This window comes from Klenkia terrae (assembly GCF_037083865.1).
GTDB classification, from domain to species: Bacteria; Actinomycetota; Actinomycetes; order Mycobacteriales; family Geodermatophilaceae; genus Klenkia; species Klenkia terrae.
In genome coordinates, this window is sequence record NZ_JBAPLV010000033.1 from 17,671 (window position 1) to 39,485 (window position 21,815).

The 21,815-nt window shown below is 75.9% G+C and carries 22 protein-coding genes, 2 tRNA genes, 1 other RNA gene and 1 pseudogene; 14 read left to right on the forward strand and 12 right to left on the reverse strand.

The window, feature by feature from the left end; translation table 11 throughout:
• Position 1: 1 nt before the first annotated feature.
• A complete protein-coding gene (locus UXQ13_RS21050; protein WP_336392917.1) occupies positions 2–1,468 on the reverse strand; it encodes an NAD-dependent succinate-semialdehyde dehydrogenase in 1,467 nt (488 codons plus the stop codon).
• A gap of 43 nt (positions 1,469–1,511) precedes the next feature.
• Positions 1,512–1,793, reverse strand: coding sequence for an MSMEG_0570 family nitrogen starvation response protein (locus UXQ13_RS21055; protein WP_225234245.1), 282 nt, complete (start codon positions 1,791–1,793; stop codon positions 1,512–1,514).
• A 195-nt stretch (positions 1,794–1,988) separates the two neighbouring features.
• On the opposite strand from UXQ13_RS21055, the gene UXQ13_RS21060 reads away from it, so the two are divergent.
• Complete coding sequence (locus tag UXQ13_RS21060) at positions 1,989–2,993, forward strand: YeeE/YedE thiosulfate transporter family protein (RefSeq protein ID WP_336392918.1); 1,005 nt, start codon at positions 1,989–1,991, stop codon at positions 2,991–2,993.
• A gap of 3 nt (positions 2,994–2,996) precedes the next feature.
• Here UXQ13_RS21060 and UXQ13_RS21065 read toward each other — a convergent pair whose 3' ends face one another.
• On the reverse strand, positions 2,997–4,277 hold the full coding sequence (locus UXQ13_RS21065) for an alpha-hydroxy-acid oxidizing protein (RefSeq protein ID WP_225234247.1): 1,281 nt from the start codon (positions 4,275–4,277) through the stop codon (positions 2,997–2,999).
• A 273-nt stretch (positions 4,278–4,550) separates the two neighbouring features.
• Here UXQ13_RS21065 and UXQ13_RS21070 point away from each other — a divergent pair, with 273 nt between their 5' ends.
• On the forward strand, positions 4,551–5,711 hold the full coding sequence (locus tag UXQ13_RS21070; RefSeq protein ID WP_336392919.1) for a hypothetical protein: 1,161 nt from the start codon (positions 4,551–4,553) through the stop codon (positions 5,709–5,711).
• Positions 5,712–5,725: 14 nt separating this feature from the next.
• Entirely contained in the window at positions 5,726–6,268 is a 543-nt protein-coding gene (locus tag UXQ13_RS21075; RefSeq protein WP_225234249.1) for a MarR family winged helix-turn-helix transcriptional regulator, read from the forward strand.
• A 1-nt stretch (position 6,269) separates the two neighbouring features.
• On the opposite strand, the gene UXQ13_RS21080 is transcribed toward UXQ13_RS21075, so the two are convergent.
• The 3 genes from UXQ13_RS21080 to UXQ13_RS21090 are packed head-to-tail and all read right to left on the reverse strand — an operon-like array spanning position 6,270 to position 8,043.
• Entirely contained in the window at positions 6,270–6,506 is a 237-nt protein-coding gene (locus UXQ13_RS21080; protein ID WP_225234250.1) for a DUF2630 family protein, read from the reverse strand.
• 59 nt (positions 6,507–6,565) lie between these two features.
• A complete protein-coding gene (locus UXQ13_RS21085) occupies positions 6,566–7,474 on the reverse strand; it encodes a prephenate dehydrogenase/arogenate dehydrogenase family protein (RefSeq protein ID WP_225234251.1) in 909 nt (302 codons plus the stop codon).
• The gene (locus tag UXQ13_RS21090) at positions 7,471–8,043 is read right to left on the reverse strand and encodes a PaaI family thioesterase (RefSeq protein ID WP_225234252.1); all 573 of its coding nucleotides are present in this window, start codon (positions 8,041–8,043) and stop codon (positions 7,471–7,473) included. Before UXQ13_RS21090 ends, UXQ13_RS21085 begins: the two co-directional genes overlap by 4 nt.
• A gap of 10 nt (positions 8,044–8,053) precedes the next feature.
• On the opposite strand from UXQ13_RS21090, the gene UXQ13_RS21095 reads away from it, so the two are divergent.
• From UXQ13_RS21095 to UXQ13_RS21115, 5 genes are all read left to right on the forward strand, one after another.
• The gene (locus UXQ13_RS21095; protein ID WP_225234253.1) at positions 8,054–8,716 is read left to right on the forward strand and encodes an O-methyltransferase; all 663 of its coding nucleotides are present in this window, start codon (positions 8,054–8,056) and stop codon (positions 8,714–8,716) included.
• A complete protein-coding gene (locus UXQ13_RS21100; protein WP_336392920.1) occupies positions 8,713–9,183 on the forward strand; it encodes a tRNA adenosine deaminase-associated protein in 471 nt (156 codons plus the stop codon). The genes UXQ13_RS21095 and UXQ13_RS21100 overlap by 4 nt, the downstream gene beginning before the upstream one ends.
• Positions 9,180–9,815: an HAD-IA family hydrolase gene (locus tag UXQ13_RS21105; protein WP_225234255.1), complete on the forward strand. Its 636-nt coding sequence runs from the start codon at positions 9,180–9,182 to the stop codon at positions 9,813–9,815. The genes UXQ13_RS21100 and UXQ13_RS21105 overlap by 4 nt, the downstream gene beginning before the upstream one ends.
• The gene (tadA, locus tag UXQ13_RS21110; protein WP_225234256.1) at positions 9,812–10,291 is read left to right on the forward strand and encodes a tRNA adenosine(34) deaminase TadA; all 480 of its coding nucleotides are present in this window, start codon (positions 9,812–9,814) and stop codon (positions 10,289–10,291) included. The genes UXQ13_RS21105 and tadA overlap by 4 nt, the downstream gene beginning before the upstream one ends.
• Before the next feature lie 10 nt (positions 10,292–10,301).
• Positions 10,302–10,386: transfer RNA gene (locus tag UXQ13_RS21115), tRNA-Ser, on the forward strand.
• Between the two features lie 49 nt (positions 10,387–10,435).
• Here UXQ13_RS21115 and UXQ13_RS21120 read toward each other — a convergent pair.
• The gene (locus UXQ13_RS21120) at positions 10,436–10,879 is read right to left on the reverse strand and encodes a MarR family winged helix-turn-helix transcriptional regulator (protein WP_225234257.1); all 444 of its coding nucleotides are present in this window, start codon (positions 10,877–10,879) and stop codon (positions 10,436–10,438) included.
• Between the two features lie 101 nt (positions 10,880–10,980).
• Here UXQ13_RS21120 and UXQ13_RS21125 point away from each other — a divergent pair, with 101 nt between their 5' ends.
• Positions 10,981–11,814 (forward strand): alpha/beta fold hydrolase, encoded by an 834-nt coding sequence (locus UXQ13_RS21125; RefSeq protein ID WP_225234258.1) that lies wholly within the window; start codon positions 10,981–10,983, stop codon positions 11,812–11,814.
• A 42-nt stretch (positions 11,815–11,856) separates the two neighbouring features.
• On the opposite strand, the gene UXQ13_RS21130 is transcribed toward UXQ13_RS21125, so the two are convergent.
• Positions 11,857–13,428, reverse strand: coding sequence for a serine/threonine-protein kinase (locus UXQ13_RS21130; RefSeq protein WP_336392921.1), 1,572 nt, complete (start codon positions 13,426–13,428; stop codon positions 11,857–11,859).
• Positions 13,429–13,438: 10 nt separating this feature from the next.
• Positions 13,439–13,792 carry a hypothetical protein gene (locus UXQ13_RS21135; protein ID WP_225234260.1) on the reverse strand — a complete coding sequence of 118 codons (354 nt, stop codon included), beginning with the start codon at positions 13,790–13,792 and terminating at the stop codon, positions 13,439–13,441.
• A 179-nt stretch (positions 13,793–13,971) separates the two neighbouring features.
• Here UXQ13_RS21135 and UXQ13_RS21140 point away from each other — a divergent pair, with 179 nt between their 5' ends.
• Together UXQ13_RS21140 and UXQ13_RS21145 are read left to right on the forward strand one after the other, a co-directional pair.
• Positions 13,972–15,957, forward strand: a complete 1,986-nt coding sequence (locus tag UXQ13_RS21140; RefSeq protein ID WP_225234261.1) for a CASTOR/POLLUX-related putative ion channel — start codon at positions 13,972–13,974, stop codon at positions 15,955–15,957.
• Between the two features lie 39 nt (positions 15,958–15,996).
• Positions 15,997–16,081, forward strand: a tRNA-Ser gene (locus UXQ13_RS21145).
• Positions 16,082–16,144: 63 nt separating this feature from the next.
• Here the strand turns inward: UXQ13_RS21145 and UXQ13_RS21150 are convergent.
• Positions 16,145–16,945 (reverse strand): annotated as a pseudogene (locus UXQ13_RS21150) (DMT family transporter); the annotation flags it as partial.
• A gap of 47 nt (positions 16,946–16,992) precedes the next feature.
• Here UXQ13_RS21150 and ffs point away from each other — a divergent pair.
• Positions 16,993–17,088, forward strand: an RNA gene (gene ffs, locus UXQ13_RS21155) — signal recognition particle sRNA small type.
• A 14-nt stretch (positions 17,089–17,102) separates the two neighbouring features.
• On the opposite strand, the gene UXQ13_RS21160 is transcribed toward ffs, so the two are convergent.
• The gene (locus UXQ13_RS21160; RefSeq protein ID WP_225234262.1) at positions 17,103–17,660 is read right to left on the reverse strand and encodes a QsdR family transcriptional regulator; all 558 of its coding nucleotides are present in this window, start codon (positions 17,658–17,660) and stop codon (positions 17,103–17,105) included.
• On the reverse strand, positions 17,657–19,153 hold the full coding sequence (locus tag UXQ13_RS21165; protein ID WP_225234263.1) for a carboxylesterase/lipase family protein: 1,497 nt from the start codon (positions 19,151–19,153) through the stop codon (positions 17,657–17,659). Before UXQ13_RS21165 ends, UXQ13_RS21160 begins: the two co-directional genes overlap by 4 nt.
• 141 nt (positions 19,154–19,294) lie before the next feature.
• Here UXQ13_RS21165 and UXQ13_RS21170 point away from each other — a divergent pair, with 141 nt between their 5' ends.
• Both UXQ13_RS21170 and UXQ13_RS21175 read left to right on the forward strand, forming a co-directional pair.
• Positions 19,295–19,963 (forward strand): YceI family protein, encoded by a 669-nt coding sequence (locus tag UXQ13_RS21170; protein ID WP_225234264.1) that lies wholly within the window; start codon positions 19,295–19,297, stop codon positions 19,961–19,963.
• 31 nt (positions 19,964–19,994) lie between these two features.
• The coding region (locus UXQ13_RS21175; RefSeq protein ID WP_336392922.1) for a DNA polymerase III subunit gamma and tau at positions 19,995–21,815 on the forward strand (1,821 nt) is incomplete at its 3' end.

Sequence of the window (21,815 nt, forward strand, 5' to 3'; positions counted from 1 at the left end):
GCTACAGCGGGAAGCTGACGTACTTGGTGGTCAGGTACTCGCCGATGCCCTCGTGGCCGCCCTCGCGGCCCAGCCCGGACTGCTTCACCCCGCCGAACGGGGCGGCCGGGTCGGAGACGACGCCGCGGTTGATGCCGACCATCCCGGACTCCAGGGCCTCGGCCAGCCGGAGCCCGCGGGCCAGGTCGCCGGTGTAGACGTAGGCGACCAGGCCGAACGGGGTGGAGTTGGCCAGCTCCAGCGCCTCGGCGTCGTCGGAGAAGGTGGCGATCGGGGCCACCGGCCCGAACGTCTCCTCGCGCATCGCGGCGGAGTCGGCGGGGACGTCGACGAGCACGGTGGGCGGGTAGAAGTAGCCCGGGCCCTCGGGCCGGGTGCCGCCGGTGACGGTGCGGGCGCCGGCCTCGACGGTGGAGCGCACGATCCGGTCGACCTTGGCGACGGTCTCCTCGTTGACCAGCGGCCCGAGGGTGACGCCCTCGTCGGAGCCGCGGCCCACGGTCATCGCGCCCATGCGGGCGGCCAGCTTCTCGCTGAAGGCGGCAGCGACCGACGACTGCACGTAGAAGCGGTTGGCCGCGGTGCAGGCCTCGCCGCCGTTGCGCATCTTGGCCAGCATCGCGCCGTCGACGGCGGCGTCGAGGTCGGCGTCGTCGCAGACCAGGAAGGGGGCGTTGCCGCCGAGCTCCATCGAGGACACCAGCACCTGGTCGGCGGCCTGCTTGAGCAGGATCTTGCCGACCTCGGTGGACCCGGTGAAGCTGATCTTGCGGGTGCGGGGGTCGGCCATGGCGGTGGCCACGACGTCCTTCGCGTTCATCGTCGGCACGATGTTGACCACGCCGTCGGGCACGCCGGCCTCGGCCAGCACCTGGGCCAGCAGCAGCGCGGTGAGCGGGGTGTCCTCGGCGGGCTTGACCACGCTGGTGCAGCCCGCGGCGATCGCCGGGCCGAGCTTGCGGGTGAGCATGGCGGCCGGGAAGTTCCACGGCGTGACCAGCAGGCAGACCCCGACCGGCTGGTGGGTGACCACGGTGCGGGTGCCGCCGGCCGGGGCGACCCGGTAGTCGCCGTCGATCCGCACGGCCTCCTCGGCGAACCAGCGGAAGAACTCCGCGGCGTAGGTGAGCTCGGCGCGGGCGTCGGGCAGGGCCTTGCCGTTCTCCCGGGTCATGAGCAGCGCGAACTCCTCCGCGCGGGCGGTCATGATCTCGAAGGCCTTCCGCAGCATCTCCGACCGCTTGCGGGGCGGGGTGGCGGCGAAGCCGGGAAGCGCGGCCGCGGCGGCGTCGACCGCGGCGGTCACGTCGTCGGTCGTGCCGTCGGCGACCTGGGCCAGCACCGTGCCGTCGGCGGGGTCGAGGACGTCGAACACCGCGCCCGAGGACGACGGGCGCCACTGCCCGCCGATGAGGAGCCCGGTCGGGACGGGGGACTCGAGGCCGGGGATGCGCACGTCGGAGGTCACGGGGTCATCCCACCACCGCACGGGCCGCCGGCGCAGCCCGGGTTCAGCGACGCCGGAACGCCGTCACGGTGACCTCACCGTCGGTGAACCCCGCCGCCCGCTCCTCGATCGCGGCCAGCGTCGCGGCCGCCCGCGAGCAGGGGAAGCCCCAGCGGGCCTGCACCCGGTCGCTGGCCGTCGCCATGGCCTGCCGGCTCAGCGCCACGAACTCGGGCACCGGGTACGGGTGGCCGGCGGTGAAGACCTCCTCGACCACCAGCGACGGGGAGTAGACCGACTGGGAGCGGCCGTCGGGCCAGCGGACGTCGAACTCGACCTCGGGCATGCCGGTCATCGTGGGGCGGGGCGCCGGTCCTGGCGGTCTGGCCGCGTTGGTCGGTCTCCGTCAGTGGTGCTGAGGAGCCATTCATCTGCCGGCTGCCCCGCCCACGAACACTGTGACCCACGCCACTCGGCGGCGTCAACCCCCGCCCGGCGCGGCGTGCGGAGCCGACGGGGGTGACGACCACCGCCGACAGGTGTGGACACTGGCCCCGTGCTGGTCGGTGCGGTGACGGGGCTGGTGGCCGGTGTGCTGCTGGGTGCCGTGCTGCACCGCGGGCAGCTGTGCTTTCACGCCCTCGCCGCCGGGGTGGGCGAGGGCCGGCGTGCCCTGCTGCGGGCCTGGCTGCTGGGCGTGGCGCTGGGCTCGGTGGGGCTGGCCGCCCTCTACGCCACCCCGCTCGGCGACGGCCTGTCCACCGGCCTGCCGTTCCGGCCGGTGGCCGCGGTGGTCGGCGGGCTGCTGATCGGCGTCGGCATGGCCGTGGCCCGCAGCTGCGTGAGCGGCCTGTTCTACAAGCTGGGCGAGGGCATGCTGGGCGCGCTCGTCGGGCTGGTCGGCTGGGCGGTGGGCGAGCTGCTCGCCCGGCAGGTGGCGGTGCCCGGGCCCACGGTGCTCCCCGGCGGGGACGGCGGGACGATCCCCGGGGTGCTCGGGCTGCCCCGGTGGGCCGTGGCGGTGGTGTTCCTCGCGGTCGTGGTCGCCGGCACCGTGGCGCACCGCCGGCGCCGGGGGCCGGACACCCCGGTGCACGCGTGGCAGTGGACCGGGCCCCGGCTCGGGGTGGCGCTGGGCGTCGTCCTGGTCGCGGGGTGGGCGCTGGCCGGGCTGGGCGGGGCCTCGTTCGGGCCGAGCACGGTGGGTGCGGTGTCCGGGCTGGTCAGCGGCTCGCCGAACCCGTGGCTGCTGGCCTTCCTGCCCGGCCTGGTGCTGGGCTCGGCCGTGGTCGCCCGCCGGGACCGGGCGCTGCGGGTCCGCGGGGAGCAGCCGGTGCGCTACGCCCAGCTCGCCCTGGGCGGGCTGCTGCTGGGTGCGGGCGGCTTGGTCGCCGGCGGGTGCAACCTGGGCCACGGGCTGTCCGGGGTGGCGCAGCTGAACGTGTCGAGCTGGGTCGTCGTCGCGGCCATCACCGCCGGCGTGCTGCTCACCCGGCGGCTGGTCACCGCCCGCGACGGCCGGGACGAGGCCACCGTCCGGGCGTGAGGCTCAGGCCCGGCGCAGCACGTCGGGCGAGAGCTGGTCGACCGCGGTGTGCCCGGTCAGGCCCAGGGTGAGGTCGAACTCGCCGACCACGTCCTCCACCACCTGCCGGACGCCGCCCTCGCCGGCCAGCCCGAGGCCGTAGACGTAGGAGCGGCCCAGCAGGCAGGCCCGGGCACCCAGCGCCGTCGCCACGAACACGTCGGCGCCGCTGCGCACCCCGGAGTCCAGCAGCACCGGGACGGCGTCGTCGACCGCGGTCAGCACGTCGGGCAGCGCGTCCAGGGCGCCGATCGAGCGGTCCACCTGCCGGCCACCGTGCGTGCTCACCACCAGCCCGTCGACGCCCTCGTCGACCGCGCGGCGGGCGTCGTCGGGGTGCAGCACGCCCTTGAGCAGCAGCGGCAGCCGGGTCTGCGCGCGCAGCCAGGCCAGGTCGGCCCAGGTGATGGAGGGCCGGGAGTAGATGGACAGGAAGGTCTCGACGGCGGCCCGGGGGAGCGGGGAGCGCAGGTTGTCGGCCAGCGACCCCGGCCATGCCCGAGCCATGCCGACCAGCGCCCGGACGGCGGCGACGGTGGGCCGGGGCTGCGGGTCCCGCGGCGGCGCGGCGGCGGCCCGCTCCTCGACCAGCCGGCGGAACACCGGGTCGGAGGTGTACTGCGCGATGCCCTTGCCCAGCGCGAACGGCAGGTGGCCCAGGTCCAGGTCCCGCGGGCGCCAGCCCAGCATCGTGGTGTCCAGGGTGACCACGACCGCCTCGCAGCCGCTGGCCTCGGCCCGGTGCAGCATGCTCGAGACGAGCTCGTCGGACGTCGACCAGTACAGCTGCATCCAGCGCGGGCTGTCGCCCATGGCCGCCGCGGTGGTCTCCATCGGCACCGACGCCTGGTTGGAGAACACCATCGGGATGCCGGTGGCCGCCGCGGCCCGGGCGACCGCCAGGTCGGCGTCGGCGTGCACCAGCTCGAGCGCGCCCACCGGGCCCAGCAGCAGCGGGGCGGGCAGCCGGCGGCCGAACAGCTCCACCGAGGTGTCCCGGCTGGACACGTCGCGCAGCACCCGCGGCACCACCTGCCAGCGGTCGATCGCGGCCCGGTCGGCCCGGACCGTGGCCTCCCCGCCGGCCCCGCCGGCGACGTACCCCAGCGCGCGGTCGGTCAGCTTCCGGCGGGCCGCGGCGGCCAGCGCGGTGTGCACGGTCGGCACGAGGGGACGGCGGCCGTACACCCCGGCCCGGTAGACCTCGTCCTGCCGACGCCGCCCGGTCCCCGCCCCTGCATCCATCCCGTGACGCTATCCCCGCCGCTGCCCGGGCCGCCGGGTGCACGACTGCGGTGGTCCGACGGGCCCCGGGACCAGCGCAGTCGTGCACTCGCCGCCCCGCGGACAGGCTTCCGCCCCAGGGGTCCCACCGGCCCCGGACACGCCGCCGACACGCCCGGGACCAGGGCGCGGGGGTCGACAAACGGCCCAGGTCCGTGGGGATGATGGGCCCACCGGTGGCCGAGGTCCCGACCTCCGGTGATGACTCGTGGGAGGTGCGGGGTGCGCAGGGCGATGCCGGGAGCGGTCCCCGCACGCCGTCCTGCGCTGCTCCCGACCGGGACCCTGACCATCGCGCTCCTCGTGGCCGGTGTGCTGCTGGCCGGCCCCGCGACGGCCGCGCCGACCACCACCCCGGAGCCGACCGCCGGCACGACGTCGTCGTCCGCGGCCGCCGCGGTCGTGGACCCCGCCCGGCCGACGGCGCGGGTGGTGCACGGACCCAACTGCTCCGACGGCTTCGTCCGCGTCGAGGTCACCGCCGGCACCGCGGCCCGCACCGTCGCGCTGCGCTACGACGGCGCCGGCACCGGGTCCGCGGTGGACCTGGCGGCCGGCGAGCGGGTCACCCTGGAGGGCACCGAGGTCGCCCCGGGCACCGTCGTGGCCGTCTCGGTCGCGGTCGGCGGACCGGACGGCGACGAGCAGCCGGTGGACCTGGGCACCTACCCGCGGCCCAGCACCGAGGACTGCGAGGCGGTCACCGGCCCCACCGGCCCCACCGGGACGACGGCGCCGACCACCCCGCCGACCGGCACCGACCCGACGACCCCGCCCACGACCTCGTCGGCCCCCACGACGACCCCGCGGCCGACCACCCCGGCCCCGTCGACCACCCGCCCGACCACCCCGCCCACCTCCGGGCCCTCGACGGGGCCGTCGACCGGGACCTCGACCGGGCCGTCGTCGGGACCGACCCCGGCACCCACCCCGGGGTCGACGACCGGCCCGGCGCCGACCGCCACCGCGACGCCGGACGGTCCGGTGGGTGGCTCCACCTCGACCGGGCAGGTCTCCCCGGGCAGCGTGCTGACCATCCGCGGCAGCGGGTTCGCCCCCGGCGAGCAGGTCACCGTCTCCCTCGACGGCAGCACCACCCCGCTGGCGACGGTCACCGCCGACGACCAGGGCCGGGTCGAGGCCGTGGTGCAGATCCCGCAGGACGTGCTGCTCGGCCCGGCCGTCGTCCGGCTGGTGGGGTCGGACTCCACCGCCGCGACCTCGGTCGCCCTCGAGGTCGCCGCGCGGGACACCGTCGAGCACGCCGGCCGCACGCCGCTGCCGCTGCTGGCCGCCGGGCTGGCGCTGCTGGGGGCGGCCGTCGGGCTGGCCACCGTCGCGGCCCGCCGTCCGCGCGCCGACGACTGGCAGCCGCCCGCCGGCACGGCCGGCTGACGGGGCCGGCGGAGATGGTGGAGCGGCACGGCCGGCACGGCAACCCGCGCCCGGCGCACCCGGCCCGTCCCCGCGGGGCGGCCGCGGCGCCGCCGCGGGACCTGCGCGGGCTGGCCGGCGCCGCACCCGGGGCGGCGGAGACCTGGCTGCGGATCGGCCAGGTGCACGAGCGGGTCGGCCGGCGGCTGGACGCGGCGCTGCGGGCGCAGCACGGGGTCTCGCTGGCCGACCTGCGGCTGCTCCGGCTGGTCGACGCGGTGCAGGGCGAGCGGGCCTCGGTCGGCCGGCTGGCCGACGAGGTCGGGTCCTCGGCGACCGGGGTGGGCCAGGCGCTGGCCCGGCTGGCCGAGGACGGATGGCTCACCCGGGAGCGCAGCGCCACCGACCGGCGGACCACCTGCGCCCGGCTGACCGAGCGCGGCCGCCGTCGGCTGGCGCAGGCGGGCAGCACGCACGACCTGCTGCTGGCCCACCTGCTCGGCGCGCTGGGCGCCGCGGCCGGCCCGGTCACCGATGCGCTGACCCGGGTGGCCGCGGCGGCCCGCCCGCCGCGCTGACCTACTGCAGGTAGCCCTCCACCTGGGACTCCGGCCGGTCGGTGGCCTCGCCCGGGTCCTGGCCGTACTGCTGCTTGGCCCGCCGCTGGCGCAGGAGGTCCCATGCCTGGTCCAGGTGCCGCTCGAGCTCGGCGATCCGGGCGCGCTCGTCGTCCCCGTGCTCGGCCGCGGTCTCGCGGAGCTTGTGCTCCTCCTCCACCAGTTCGTGGATCCGGCCCAGGATGTCCTGCTCGTTCACGCGCATCTCCTCGTCGTCGTCCGGGGTGTTCCCTGCCCGGCCGGTGGCCGGGACAACCGTCAGGCCGGCATCGAGCCCTCGACGAAGGCGGCTAGCCGGCGCTCCACCGCGCCGCCCGCACGGCCCAGGGCCAGCAGCGCGGCCCGGTCCAGCGGCACCCGGACCGGGCGCCGCCCCTGCGGTCGGGCGGCGACCGCGTGGCCGGCCTCGACCAGCTCGGGCCACGGCCGGCCGAGCTGTGCCCGGACGGCGTCCAGCGCGGCCGTGGTCGGCGCGGCGTTGCCCTCGACCATCGCGGTGACGAAGCCGGGGTCGCTGCCGATCACCCGGGTGCCGCTGGCGAAGCTGCCGGCGGCCAGGCCCAGGGCCAGCGGTCCCGCCTCGGCGGCCGCGGCGGCCAGCGCGGCGGCCAGCAGGTGCGGCACGTGGCTGACCGCGGCGACGGCGGCGTCGTGCTCCGCGGCGGTCACCGGCACCACCGACGCACCCACCGCCAGGGCGACCTCGGCGACCCGCAGCCACCGGGGCAGCTCGGTGCCCGGCTCCAGGCACACCGCCCAGCGGGCGCCGCGGAACAGCTCCGGGTCGGTCGCGGCGTGCCCGCTGCGCTCGGTGCCGCACATGGGGTGGCCGCCGACGAAGCGGGACCCGAACCGGGCGCCGAGGTCGGCCAGCACCGGGACCTTGACCGAGCCCAGGTCGGTGACCGTGGCGTCCGCGGCGACGTCCAGGCCCTCCAGCGCGGTGCCCAGGGCCGGGATCGGCGTGGCCAGCACGACCACCCCGGACAGCGCGCGCCCGATGGACACCCCTCGGGCCGCGGCGGCGTCGCGCGCGGCGGGGTCGGTGTCCCAGCCGGTCACGGTGCGCCCGGCGGCGACCAGCGCGGCGGCCAGCGACCCGCCCAGCTGGCCCAGCCCGACCACCGCGACCGGCGGCGCCTGCATCGTGGGGACCGGCAAGGTCACTGGAGCTCGTCGGGTGCCGGGGTGGGCCCGGACGGGTTGGTGCCGGGGCCCGGCGTCGGCAGCGGGGTCTCCACGGCGGAGATCTGCATCGTCGGCGGCACCGGGGGAGGGGCGCCCATCGCGACCACCTCGTCGTCGCCGGGCAGCGCCCACGGGGTGCCCAGCCGGAAGACCCGGGCCAGCGCGGTGGCCACCAGCCGGCCGTCGCCGGCGGTGGCCTCGATCCGGTAGACCGCCGTCCGGGCGCTGCGGTGCACCTCGGTGCCCACTGCGGTGAGCAGGTCGCCGGGCCGGCCGGGGGCGAGGAACTCGGTGTGCACGTCCTGGGCGACGGCGAGCGTGCCGTGGCTGTTGCTGACCGCGGCGTGCACCACGTCCAGCAGCGCCATCGTCGCGCCGCCGTGCGCGGTGCCGGCGGCGTTGAGGTGCGCCGGGCCGACGGTCATCGTCGCCCGGGCGTACCCGGGCGAGACCTGCTCGAGGGTGATGCCCAGCTGGGCGGCGAGCGGGTCGGCCGCGAGGACCGCGAAGAGCTCCGGGGAGATGTCGGGCTCGGGCACGTCGGTCATGATCGCACCCATGACGCCCCAGTCGTTCCTCCTGAGCGCCGAGCTGGCGGACTACGTCCGCGGCGCGGCCGACCCGCCGGACGACGTCGTGGCCGACCTGGTCGCCGAGACCGCGGCGATGACCGCCGCCGGCGACGGCCGGCCCACCTACCAGGTCGCCCCCGAGCAGGCCGCCCTGCTGACCCTGCTGACCCGCATCTCCGGCGCCCGCTGGGCGGTCGAGATCGGCACGTTCACCGGGCTCAGCGCCCTGGCCATCGCCCGCGGCCTGCCCGAGGACGGCGGCCTGCTGTGCCTGGACCGCGACGCCCGCTGGACCGACGTCGCCCGCCGGTACTGGGCCCGCGCCGGGGTGGCCGAGCGGGTCGAGCTGCGGCTGGGCCAGGCCGCCGACCTGCTGGCCGCCCTGCCCGTGCGCCCCACGTTCGACCTGGCGTTCGTCGACGCCGACAAGACGGGCTACGCCGGCTACGTCGACGCCCTGCACCCACGGATGCACCCCGGAGGACTGCTCGTGCTGGACAACACCCTGCGGGCCGGCCGCGTGCTGGACCCGCGCGACGACGACGACCGGGCGATCGCCGCGCTGAACACGGCGCTGGCCGTCGACGACCGCTTCGACACCGTGCTGCTGCCGGTCGCCGACGGCCTGACCCTGCTGCGCGTCCGATGACCGAGCAGCTGGCCTCCTGGGCCGTCCTCGTCACCCGGGCCGGCACCGGCTGGGAGGTCCGCCGGCTCGCCGACCACGCCGACACCGAGCTGCCGGTGCTGGAGAGGTCGCTGACCGGGGACTGGCCGGGGCCGTTCGTCGTCGTGGTGGACACCCGGCTGTACTTCGTCGCGCTGACCCACGGGCCCGGCGGCATGGTGCGGGCGATGATCAGCGACGGCGGGCTGCCGGAGTTCCTGCTGGCCGCCGAGGTGATGGAGCGCTACGGCATCGAGGGCGTCGAGGTGGACGCCGACGACGAGGAGGAGCACCCCGCCGGCGACCTGGACCTGTTCGCCGACGCCGGCCTGCCCCGGGCCGACCTGGAGCAGATCCTCACCGCCGACCTGTGGGCCGACGAGATGGTCGCCGAGATCGCGCAGCGGCTGGGCTTCGCCGCCGAGCTGGCCGCGGCGGTGCGCGCGTGAGCGTCGTCGTCTTCGACCTCGGCGGGGTGATCACCACCAGCCCGCTGGCCGCGTTCGGGGACTACGAGCGGTCGGCCGGCCTGCCGCTGGGCCTCGTGGCCCGCCTCAACATCGCGAACGCGCACACCAACGCCTGGGCCCGGTTCGAGCGCGGCGAGCTCGACCGGGACGGCTTCGTCGAGGTCTTCGAGGCCGAGGCCCGCGCGGCCGGCCACGAGGTCGACGCCACCGCGGTGCTCGACGCCCTGCACGGCGCGGTCCGGCCCGAGGTGGTCGCCGCCATCGAGGCCCTGCGGGCGGCGGGGGTGCCGCTGGCGCTGCTGACCAACAACGCCGCACCGATGGACCCGGCCTCCGAGCACGGTGCGCTGACGGCGTTGTTCGACGTCGTCGTGGAGAGCTCGGTCGAGGGCATCCGCAAGCCCGAGCCGGCGATCTACCCGCTGACCACCGACCGGCTGGCCGCGGCGATCGGGCGGGCGGTGGACCCGGCCGAGGTGGTCTACCTGGACGACCTCGGCCCCAACCTCAAGCCGGCCCGGGCGCTGGGCTGGCACACGGTCAAGGTCGTCGACCCGGCCGACGCCCTGGCCGAGCTGGCCCGGGTGACCGGGATCGACCTGTCGACATGACGACATCCCTCCACGGAGACGCCCTGGACCGGGCCATGGGCCGCGCCCTCGAGCTGGCCGCCGCCGCGGGGGAGTGGGGCGACACGCCGATCGGTGCCGTCGTCCTGGGTCCCGACGGCGCCGTGCTGGCCGAGGCCGCCAACGAGCGGGAGAAGGACGGCGACCCCACCGCGCACGCCGAGGTGCTGGCGCTGCGGGCCGCGGCCCGGGTGCACGGCGACGGCTGGCGGCTGACCGGTGCCACCCTGGTGGTGACGCTGGAGCCGTGCACCATGTGCGCCGGCGCGGCGGTGCTGTCCCGGGTCGGCCGGGTGGTCTACGGCGCGCCCGACCCCAAGGCCGGGGCGGCCGGGTCGCTGTGGGACGTGGTGCGCGACCGGCGGCTCAACCACCGGCCCGAGGTGGTCGCCGGGATCCGCGCGGAGGAGTGCGGCGCGCTGCTGAGGGAGTTCTTCCGCGCCCGGCGCGGCCTGTAGTGTGCTCCGCGGTGGCGTGTCCGAGCGGCCGAAGGGTCCCGCCTCGAAAGCGGGTGAGGTGAAAGCCTCCGTGGGTTCAAATCCCACCGCCACCGCCGGCACGAGAGGGGGGCACCCCACGGGGGGTGCCGCCCTCTCGTCGTCTCAGCCGGTGACCGCGGCCTCGACCGAGCCCGCCAGCCGGCGCAGCTGCCCCTGCAGGTCGAGGGTCTCCCCGGGGTCCAGCCCCATCGCCGTCCGGACGGCGCCCTGCACGTCGTGCGCGGCGCCGCGCAGTGCGTCGCCCTGCGGGGTCAGCGCGATCGACACCGACCGCTCGTCGTCCGACCGTCGGGTGCGGGCCAGCAGGCCCTTGGCCTCCAGCCGCTGCAGCAGCGGGGTGAGGGTGCCGTAGTCCAGGTGCAGGGACCCCGCGATGTCCTTGATGGGCAGCGGCCCGCGGCGCCAGAGCAGCACCAGCACCAGGTACTGCGGGTAGGTCAGGTCCAGGTCGGCGAGCAGCCGTCGGTAGAGCGCGGTGACCGCCCGGGAGGCCGCGTACAGGTCGAAGCAGAGCAGCTCGGACAGCTCGGCGGCGTCGTCGTCCATGGCGTGATCATCCCAGCTGGGTCGGACGGGAAGAAACCTCGTGCGCGAGGTACTTTACGCGGCAGGGACCGCACCCCGCGGTCCGCACAGGAGGGCACCCCATGACGACCCTGACCGTCGGCACCGAGAACGGCGCACCCGTCGAGCTGTACTACGAGGACCACGGGGCCGGCCGGCCCGTCGTGCTGATCCACGGCTGGCCGCTGTCGGGCCGCTCCTGGGAGGCCCAGGTGCCCGCGCTGGTCGAGGCAGGCCACCGGGTCATCACCTACGACCGCCGCGGGTTCGGCAAGTCCTCGCAGCCGTGGGAGGGCTACGACTACGACACCTTCGCCGCGGACCTGCACACGCTGATCGAGCACCTGGACCTGCGCGAGGTCACCCTGGTCGGCTTCTCGATGGGCGGCGGCGAGGTCGCCCGCTACGTCGGCACCTACGGCACCGACCGGATCGCCAAGGCGGTGTTCGCCGCCGCCGTCCCGCCGTTCCTGGGGAAGTCCGACGAGAACCCGGACGGCGCGCTGGACGCCGCGACGGTGCAGTCGTTCCTGGACGCCATCCGCAGCGACCGGGTCGCCTTCGTGGACGGCTTCGCCAGCAACTTCTTCGACGCGAAGGGGGAGCAGACGGTGAGCCAGGCCGTCCGCGACCACTCCGCCGACATCGCCGCCTACGCCTCGCCGAAGGGCACCTACGACTGCGTCGTCGCCTTCTCCGGCACCGACTTCCGCCGCGACCTGGAGGCCTTCACCATCCCGGTGCTGGTCCTGCACGGTGACTCCGACGCCGTGGTGCCCTTCGAGGCCAGCGGCCAGCGCACCGCCGCCGCCATCCCCGGCGCGCAGACCGTCGTGATCGAGGGCGGCCCGCACGGGGTCAACGCCTCGCACCCGGCGGAGTTCAACGCGGCGCTGCTGGACTTCCTGGCCCGCTGACGCACCGGTCGGGCCCGGGGTGCTGCCCCGGCCCCGACCCGGTCAGAGCGGGATGTCCCGGTCCATGAGCAGGGTGCCGTCGGGGCCCTCGACCAGGGTGAACTGGTGCTGCTCGACCTGCTCCTCGTCGTCCTCGACGAAGGTCACCTGCGCGGTGGCGACCAGCGAGCCGTCGGTGGCGCTGACCGGGCCGAGGACGACCTCGTCGAAGCGCTTCCAGAACGACTTGTAGTTGCCCCGGCTCGACACCCCCTGCAGCGTCGGGCCGGTCAGGCCGTAGGCGCTGTCCGGGTCGTCGGGCAGCAGCGCGTAGTAGTCGGTGACGAACTGCGACACCTCGGCGGCGGTGACCACGTCGGGTTCGGTGGTCGGCGCCTCCGTCGTGGTCGGCGGTGCGCTGGTCGTCTGCTCCGCCGTGGTGGGCGGTGCCACGGCCGGGGGCGGCGCGTCGGTCGTGGTCGTCGCGGTGGTGGTGGTGGGGGCGGCCGCCGTCCCGCTGCCGGTGTCCCGCAGCGCGAGCCACGTCCCGCCGCCGGCCAGCACCAGCACGGCCACCAGCGCGGCGAGGACCAGCGGCGTCCGGGACCGGCGCCGGGCCGGGGTCGCCGAGACCGAGGTCCGGGGCGGGGTGCGCGGCGGGAGCGGTGCCGAGCGGGGGGCCGTGGGCGCGGCGGCCGGGAGGTCGGTGCGGGTGGGGTCCCGGGGCGGCGGCGGCACCGGCTTCAGCGGCGTCCGGGCGGTCAGGACGGCGGTGACGTCGCCGTCGGACCCGGCCGCGATCGCGGCCAGGGCGTCGCGGACCTCGGTCATCGACGGCCGCCCGGCCGGGTCGGGGGTGAGCATCCACTCCAGCACCGGGGTCAGCGCGCCCGAGCGCACCGGCGGGTCGAACTGCCCGGCGGCGACCCGGTACAGCTGCTCCAGGGAGTTGCCGCTGCTGCCGAAGGGCGGGTCGCCCTCCAGGGCGGTGAATAGCGTGGCGCCCAGCGACCAGACGTCGCCGGCCGCGCCGGGCTCCTCGCCGCGGGCCACCTCGGGGGACAGGAAGGCCGGGGTGCCGGTGACCATGCCGGTCTGGGTCAGCCGGACGTCGCCGGTGGCGTGCGAGATGCCGAAGTCGGTGATCTTGACCAGGCCCTCGAGCCGGTCGCCCTCACCCACGAGCACGTTGCCGGGCTTCACGTCCCGGTGCACGATCCCGGCGGCGTGCGTGGCCACCAGGGCGTCGGCCAGCTGGGCGCCGATCTGGGCGACCTGCTGCACCGGCAGCACGCCGTCGGCGGACAGCACCGCAGCCAGGCTGCGCGAGGGCAGGTGCTCCATGACCAGCCACGGCGAGCCGCCGTCGTCGACCACGTCGTAGACGCTGATCGCGTGCGGGTGGGTGATCCGGGCGGCGATCCGGCCCTCGCGCATCGTGCGGGCCCGCTGCTCGGCCGCGGCCTCCGGCGATACGCCGACCGGCAGCACGACCTGCTTGACCGCGACCTGCCGACCCAGCCGTTCGTCGGTGGCCAGCCAGACCGCACCCATGCCGCCGCCGGCGATGCGGCTGTCGAGGCGGTAGCGGCCGGCCACCCGGTACCCCGGTCCGACCTCGGCGGGGGTCGTCACCGCCGGGACGCTACCGCCGTCCGGACGCAGGCGCGCCGTAGCGGCGGGCGTACTCGGCCTGCGCCCCCTCGGGCAGCGCGTCGAACAGCTCGCCGAGCTCCGTCGCCGTGCCGGTGGGCAGGTCGTCGAACAACCGGTCCCAGGTCGGGGGCTCGTCGTAGCTGCGGGTGAGCAGCAGCTCCCAGGCCCGCGACTGCCGGTCCCGCTGGTCCCGGCCGGCCGCGGTGCGGGTGAAGAACAGGTCCTGCGCGGCGTCCTTCTCCGCCCGGGTGGCGTCGTCGGGCAGGCCCGCGGGGTCGGTCGTGGTCAAGGCGGCGACGATCGCGTCGACCACCTCGGGGCGGATCGGGTGGGGGGCGGTCATCGGTGTGCTCCACGGGTCCGGACGGGTCGTGGGCTGATCGTGCCCGGTCCGCCGCAGGCCCACCACCAGGGACGACGAGCCGTCGCGGTACCGCAACGGGACCTCTCCCAGGCCCTACCGTGTCCCCGGATCACTGCCCGTCGGGCGGTCGGGGGAGCAGCACGACGAGGAGCACGACCATGGGCGAGATCAAGACGGCCACGAACCGGCCGGCCCGGCCCGGCAAGGCGGTCAGCCGCCGCAACCGGATGGCCCGCCCGGCGCCCGGGGCGCACGCGGTCCGCCGGCAGCGCCCGGTGCTCACCCCCACCTTCTCCCAGAAGCTGCGCTACCGGTTCGACAACGCCCTGGCCAAGGGCCCGACCGTGGTCATCGGCTGGCTGGCCGCGCTGACGTTCGGCATCTTCGTCGTCTTCGGCATCATCTTCTGGGCGTTCAGGGTGGACGGGATCAACGGCGGGCCGCCGGTGCCGAACCCGGTCGAGGGCGTCTGGCAGGCGATGCTGCGGGTGGTCGACGCCGGCACCTTCGCCGGGGACGCCGACTGGCCGGTCCGCCTGCTCTCCTTCGTGGTCACCCTGGCCGGCATCTTCATCGCCGGCAGCCTGATCGGCCTGATCGCCAACGGCGTGGACCAGCGGATCGAGGGCCTGCGCAAGGGCCGCTCCGACGTGCTGGAGACCGGGCACACCGTCGTCCTGGGGTGGTCACCGCGGATCGCGGCCATCGTGACCGAGCTGGTGATCGCCAACTCCAGCGAGAAGGACGCCGCGGTGGTGATCCTGGGCGCCGAGGACAAGACGACCATGGAGGACGCCCTGTCCGCCGCGGTCCGCGACACCGGCAGCACCCGGGTGGTCTGCCGCTCCGGCTCCCCGGCGAAGGCCGACGACCTGCGCATGGTGAACCTGCTCGGTGCCCGCTCGGTGATCGTGATGGCGGCCGGGTCCGGCGACGCCGACGCGATCAAGGCCGTGCTGGCCATCAAGACGATCGACCCCGACTTCCGCGGGCCCCGGGTGGTCGCCGAGATCGCCGACCCGGTCTACGCCGCCAGCATCCAGACCCTGACCGACCAGAAGGTCGTGACGGTGAACTCCGACCACGTCATCGCCGAGATCACCGCGCAGTCCTGCCGGCAGTCCGGGCTGTCGCAGGTGCTGCGCGACCTGCTGGACTTCGACGGCGACGAGGTCTACTTCGCGCCGTTCCCCGAGCTCACCGGGCACACCTACGCCGACGCGCTGACCGCCTTCGAGTCCGCCTCCCTGCTCGGGCTGGCGCACGCCGACGGCTCGGTCGAGGTCAACCCGCCCGGCACCCGGGTCCTCGTCGAGGGCGACGAGGTCATCGCGGTGGCCGAGGACGACTCCACGTTCACCTGCACCGGCGTCCGGGCCGTCGAGCCCGCGCTGCCCCTGCTGGCCACCGACGAGGTGCTCCCACCCACCCACCTGGTGGTGGTGGGCTGGTCGGTGCTCGGCCCCAAGGTGGTCCGGGAGATCGACCAGTTCGCGGTCGAGGGCACGGTCGTGGACGTCGTCGTCGACCCCTCGCTGGTGGACCCCGCCGACGTGGTGGTCCCCGATCTGCGGCACAGCGAGCTGCGGGTCTTCGCCTCCACCGCCGGGCCCGAGGAGCTGGCCGCGCTGGTCGCCGACCAGACCTACGACCAGGGCATCGTGCTCAGCTACCGGGACGCGGTCGAGGCCGCCGACGGCGACGCCCGCACCCTGCTCACGCTGCTCGCGCTGCGCCGGGTGTGGCCGGCCGGCGGGGACCGGGCCGTGCGGATCGTCGCCGAGGTGCTCGAGCGGGACGACGTCGAGCTGGCCCAGGCCGGCGGCGTGGACGACTGGATCGTCAGCGACGAGGTCACCAGCCTGATGCTCGCCCAGCTCTCGGAGCGGACCGAGCTGGCCCAGGTGTTCCTGGACCTGTTCTCCCCGGACGGCGCCCGGCTGACCTTCCGGCCGGCGCACCGCTACGTCGGCACCGAGGCCGTCCCCTTCGCCTCGGTGGTCGCCGCCGGTGCGCTGCGGGACGAGTCGGTGCTGGGCTGGCGGGTCGCCGCGACCGGGTCGGTGCACCTCAACCCGCCCAAGTCCACCGCCGTCTCCCTGGTCGCCGAGGACCAAGTGCTGGTGGTGGAGAGCCGGGGCTGAACCGCTCCGCGCCGCCCGGTAGTCTGGCCGGCGCACGTTGGAGGATTCGCCTAGTGGCCTATGGCGCTCGCTTGGAAAGCGGGTTGGGTGCAAGCCCTCGGGAGTTCGAATCTCCCATCCTCCGCAGGTAGAGCCCGGCCACCGCGCCGAGCATGAGCAGGCCCCCCACCAGTGCGGTGGGGGCCAGCCGCTCGCCGAGCAGGCCGGTGGCCAGCGCCGTCGCCGCCAGCGGCTCGAGCAGCGTCACGATCGACACCACCGCCGCGGGCACCGTCCGCACCCCGGTGAAGAACAGGCCGTAGGCCAGCGCGGTGGGCACCGCGCCCAGGTAGAGCAGCAGGCCCAGGGCGAGCGGGTCGGCGGTGAGGTCCAGCCCGGCGGCCAACGCCACCGGGGTCAGCAGCAGCGCGCCGACGGCGAAGCCGACCGTCGTCGTCGGCACCCCGGCCGGCACCCGGGACGACGTCAGCACCACCGCGGCGTAGGCCACCGCGCAGCCCAGCGCGGTCAGCGCGCCGAGGACGACGGACCGTCCGCCGGCGTCGGCCGAGACGCCCACCAGCAGCACCAGCCCGACCAGGGCCACCGCCAGCGCCACCACCGTGGCCCGGTCCGGGCGGCCGTGGCCCAGCAGCGTCCCGCCCACCGCGATCAGCAGCGGGGCCGCACCCAGGGCGACCAGCGTCGCGATGGACACCCCCGCGGTGCCGACGGCGAGGAAGTAGGCCGACTGGTAGATCGCCAGCCCGGCGCCGACCAGGACCAGCCGGCCGACCGAGCCGCGGGTGCCCAGCGGCCGGCGGCGGGCCAGGTGCAGCCCGACGAGGACGACGGCGCCGATCGCCATGCGGTGCCAGGCGACGTCCAGCGGGTCCAGGTCGCTGCTGCGCAGGACGGCGTCACCGGCCACCCCGGAGGTGCCCCAGCACAGCGCCGCCAGGACGACGAGGGCGAAGCCGCGGGTCGAGGTGCTCACGCGGGCCATCATCACGACGGTGTCGACCGGGTTCCCGCTGCGGTCCTCTAGACTCTCCGGCAGACCCCTCGTGCGGCGTCATCCTGTGAACCTCCCCAGGGCCGGAAGGCAGCAAGGATAAGCGGGCTCTGGCGGGTGTGCGGGGGGTCCCTTGCGTCTCCGGGCCCGCTCACCGCAGCAGGAAGTGCAGCGCCCGGGCGGCCCGGTCGGGCTCGGGCTGCTCGCCGACGATGCGCTCCACGTAGACGAAGCCCTCGACCACCCGGACCACCAGGAACGCCAGGTCCGGGAGCGGGTAGCCGGCGTCCAGGTGGCCGGCCCGCTGCTCGCGCTCGAGCAGGTCCTCGACGGCGCCGATGATCCGGCGCTGGAAGTCGTGGTCGCGCCGGGTCAGCACCCGCAGCGCCGTCTCGTGCTCGCGCTCGAGGAAGGCGCGCATGCCCGGGTGCTCGACGGTCAGCCGGACGAAGTCCGCCATCGCGTCGGCCACCCGGGCACCGCCGAGGCCGGGGGCGCGGTCGTAGCACCCGGCCAGGGTGGGTGCGGTCAGCGACCAGACGACCTCGGTGAGCACCGCCGTCCGGTTGCCCAGCCAGCGGTGCACGGTCACCCGGTTGACGCCCAGCTCGGCCGCGACGTCCGAGAGCTCGACCCGGTGCCCGGCGACGAACCGCCGCCGGGCCACCCGGAAGGCCTCGACGGCGGTCGGCGGGGCGTCCCGGGTCACCGGATGCCGTCCCAGGCCGCCCTCTCCACGCCGTCCGGGTCGTCGACCACGGTGAGCTGCTCGGTGAGCAGCCCGGTGGTCCGGGTGTCGGCGGTGTAGGGCGCCCAGCCGGGGTCGCCGTCGCGCACGAAGGCGACCCAGACGCCGCGCGCGGTCGCCACCACGTCCGCCGACGGGGCGGCACCGGCCAGCGGCCGGGCCGAGGGCAGGTGCGCGGTGCCGAAGACGTAGGGGATCTCCACCGCGTGCGCGGCCCCGAGCCCGCCGTTGTCGGCCGGCGACGGGCGGTCGAACCGGTACGCCCAGGTGGTCCCGCCGCCGGCCGCGCGGGCCTCGGCGTGCCGGATGGCGGGGACGGCGAAGAACCAGTCGGTGACCACGGCGGCCATCACGTCGCCGGGGGAGGCGTCGGGCCGGTTGCCCCGGTAGAGCGCGAGGCCCTCGGGGGAGAGCCCGTAGGCCGCCGCACCCCCGGCCAGCGTCGGCTCGTCGACCAGGTCGATGGCGCCCGGCGCGACCAGGAAGAGCCGGGCCTCGTCGCGGTTGGAGCCCACCAGGACCTTCACCCCCGACGCGGCGCCGGCCGCGAACGCCTCCAGCGGGTGGGCGGGGAGCACGGTGCCGTCGACCACAGGGGCGAAGGGCAGCAGGCTCAGCGCCAGCGAGCCCCACTTCGCCGGGTCCGGCGCGGTCTGCACCTCGACCACCAGGTCCGAGGCCGCCTTGACCAGGAGGTCCAGCTCGACGCCGGCGATCGCCTCCCGGGTCGGGGCGACGCCGAGCGCCTCGGCCAAGGTCGCGGCGACGGTGGCACCGGTCTCCGGGGTGAGGGTGTGCGCGGCCGCCCCGGACTGCGTGATGGCCTGGGCGAACAACCCCTCCGCCGACGGCATGGCCAGCAGCGTGGTCACGCTCATGGCACCCGCGGACTCCCCGGCGACGGTCACCCGGGTCGGGTCACCGCCGAACCCGGCGACGTTGTCGCGGACCCAGCGCAGTGCGGCCACCTGGTCCTGCAGGCCCAGGTTCGCCGTGCCCGCCGCGGCGTCGCCGTCGACGTACAGGAAGCCCTCGGCGGCCAGCCGGTAGTTGATCGTCACGCAGACCACGCCGTCCCGGGCAAAGGCGGTGCCGTCGTACTCCAGCACCGACCCGGAGCCGTTCATGAACGAGCCGCCGTGGATCCAGACCAGCACCGGCAGCGCACCCCCGCCGACGGCGTCGGTCGGCGTCCAGACGTTGAGGTTCAGGCACTCCTCGCCGGGGATGGACTGCTCGGGCAGGAGCGGCTGGTACTGCGGCGGGTAGTCGCCCTTGGGCACGGTCGGGCCGTAGGCCGAGGCGTCCCGGACGCCGTCCCACGGCCGGACCGGCCCGGGCGGCGCCATCCGCCGGTCACCGAACGGTGCCGCCGCGAACGGCACGCCGAGGAACCGGCTGACCCCGTCCTCGTCGACCCCGCGGACCACGCCACCATCGACCCGTACGTCCATCGCCGTCTCCTTCGTTGCAACACCTGCCCGATGTGTTGCACTGTGGCCCTGGTCACGTACCTGGGTCAAGACTGTGCGTCGCACAGGAGCGGCACAGGTTCGACTGCTTCACTGCATGAACGTTCAAGCAGAGGAGATCGCATGCCCAGCCGACGTATGTGGATCATCGCCGGGACCGTCGTGGGGGTGGTCGCGGTCGGTGCCGTCGCCGGCCCGCTGGTCTACGCCGCACTCCAGGAGGACGCGCCCCCGGCCACGACCGTGCAGGCGCAGGACTCCGACGCGCCGCTGACCGACGTCACCGACGGCACCTGGACCATCGGGGCCGGTTCGTCGGCCGGGTACCGGGTCGACGAGGTGCTCAACGGGGACGACGTCACCGTCGCCGGCACCACCGACCAGGTCACCGGCTCGCTGGTGGTCTCCGGCGGGGACCTGCAGTCGGCCGAGGTCGACGTGGACATGGCCTCGGTGGCCACCGACAGCGGTCGTCGGGACTCCTACTTCCGGGACAACGTGATCGACGTGGCGGCCAACCCCACGGCGACCTTCGCGGTGACCCAGGCCGTCGACCTGCCCGAGCTGACCGGTACCCCGGTCACCGTGCCGGTCGCCGGCGAGCTGAGCGTGCACGGGGTCACCCAGCAGGTCACGGTCGACCTCTCGGTCGTCCGGACCGCCCAGGGCGTCGAGGCCTCGGGGTCGATCCCGGTCACCTTCGCCGACTACGACGTGACGCCCCCGGACCTGGGCTTCGTCTCCGTCGAGGACACCGGGTCGGTCGAGTTCTTCCTCGTGCTCACCCAGTAGGGCTGTGGGTGGGTGCCCGTAGCCTCGTGCCGTGGCTCTGGCGCTCTACCGCAAGTACCGGCCGGCGACCTTCGCCGAGGTCGTCGGGCAGGAGCACGTCACCACCCCGTTGGTCAACGCCGTCGACGGCGGCCGGATCAACCACGCCTACCTGTTCAGCGGTCCGCGCGGGTGCGGGAAGACCTCGTCCGCGCGGATCCTGGCCCGGTCGCTGAACTGCGAGCAGGGCCCGACGTCCATCCCGTGCGGGGTGTGCGTCTCCTGCGTGGCGCTGGCGCCCGACGGGCCGGGCTCGATCGACGTGATCGAGATCGACGCGGCCAGCCACGGCGGTGTGGACGACGCCCGGGACCTGCGGGAGCGGGCCTTCTTCGCCCCGGTGCACAGCCGCTACAAGGTCTACATCGTCGACGAGGCCCACATGGTCACGACGGCGGGCTTCAACGCGCTGCTCAAGGTGGTGGAGGAGCCGCCGGAGTTCCTGGTGTTCGTCTTCGCCACCACGGAGCCCGAGAAGGTGCTGCCGACCATCCGGTCGCGCACCCACCACTACCCGTTCCGCCTGGTGCCCCCGGGCGTGCTGCGCCAGCTGCTGGAGTCCACCTGCGAGCGGGAGGGCGTGACCGTCGAGCCGACGGTCTTCCCGCTGGTGGTGCGGGCCGGCGGCGGCTCGGTGCGCGACTCGCTGTCGATCCTGGACCAACTGCTGGCCGGCGCCGGGCCCGAGGGCGTCACCTACCGCACGGCGGTGGGCCTGCTCGGGGTCACCGACGACGCGCTGCTCGACGAGACCGTCGACGCCCTCGCCGCGCACGACGCGCCCGGGGTCTTCCAGGCCGTCGACCGGGTCGTCGAGGCCGGCCACGACCCCCGCCGGTTCGCCACCGACCTGCTCGACCGGATGCGCGACCTGATCGTGCTGGAGGCCGTCCCCGAGGCCGGCGGCAACGGGCTGCTGGACTGCCCGCCCGACCGGCTGGACCTGATGAGCCGCCAGGCCATGGCGCTGGGCCAGGCCACCCTGTCCCGGCTGGCCGACATCGTGCACGAGGGCCTGACCGAGATGCGCGGCACCACGGCGCCCCGGCTGCTGCTGGAGCTGGTCTGCGCCCGGATGCTGCTGCCCGGCGTCGACGGGTCGGCCGCCGCCACCCTGCAGCGGCTCGAGCGGCTGGAGCGCCGGCTGTCGATCGCCGGCGACCACCCGGCCGGTCCGGCCACCGAGTCCGCCGCGGTCGCGCCGGCCCCCCGAGCTGCCGAGCAGTCCACCCCGCAGGCCGCCCCCGAGGCCGCGCGGCCCACCTACGTCCGGCCCTCGCAGGCCCGGGAGTCGGCCCCGCAGCGGCCGGCGCCCGCCGCGGCGCGGCCGGCGCCGGAACCGGCTACCCGTGCGGAGGCGGACCCTGCCCCGGCGGCCCGCGCCTCCGGCCCGGCTGCCGCTGCCCCGGCGGCAGCGCCCGAGAGCCCGGCCCCCGTGGCCCGGCCTGCCGTCCCTGCCGCGGAGGCCCCTGCCGCCGCGACGGAGACCCCCGCTCCCGAAGCGCAGACCCCCGCTCCTGCGTCGCCGGACCCTGCCCCCGCGGCGAAGGCTCCCGCGGCGGACGGCCCCGCGACGGACGGCCCCGCGACGGCTGCCCCGGCGGCTGAGCGGCCGGTTGCCGCTCCGATCGCCGAGCCCGCGGCGCAGGAACCCCCCGCGGAGGAGGACGGCTGGCCGGTGACGGCCACCCCGGGTTCCCCACCGGCGCGACCCGCGACGAAGGCCCCCGCGGCCGAGGTGGACGGGTGGCCGGTCACGACGGCGCCGGGTTCCGCCGCGCCGCAGCGGTCGGGAGCCGCGGGGGGGGGGGCC